Below are 276 nucleotides of genomic sequence, written 5' to 3' on the forward strand. Positions count from 1 at the left end.
CCTGATAGCTCAGTTGGTAGAGCACTCGACTGTTAATCGAGTTGTCACAGGTTCGAGTCCTGTTCGGGGAGCCATATTTCAATACTTCTGAATTTTATATATAAGGTGGCGGCGTAGCTCAGCTGGCTAGAGCGTACGGTTCATACCCGTGAGGTCGGGGGTTCGATCCCCTCTGCCGCTACTCGGAGAGATACCCAAGTGGCTATAAGGGGACCCTCTGCTAAGGGGTTAGACTGCGTAAGTGGTGCGAGGGTTCGAATCCCTCTCTCTCCGCCA

General features: G+C 53.3%; 2 tRNA genes. Both read left to right on the plus strand.

Going from position 1 to position 276, the window contains the following annotated elements:
• Positions 1–107 precede the first annotated feature (107 nt).
• Positions 108–181 (plus strand) — tRNA-Met (locus HFD99_RS25170).
• Positions 182–184: 3 nt separating this feature from the next.
• Positions 185–276, plus strand: a tRNA-Ser gene (locus HFD99_RS25175).

The sequence above is a fragment of the Paenibacillus sp. EKM301P genome (genome assembly GCF_011800295.1).
Taxonomy (GTDB): domain Bacteria; phylum Bacillota; class Bacilli; order Paenibacillales; family Paenibacillaceae; genus Paenibacillus; species Paenibacillus polymyxa.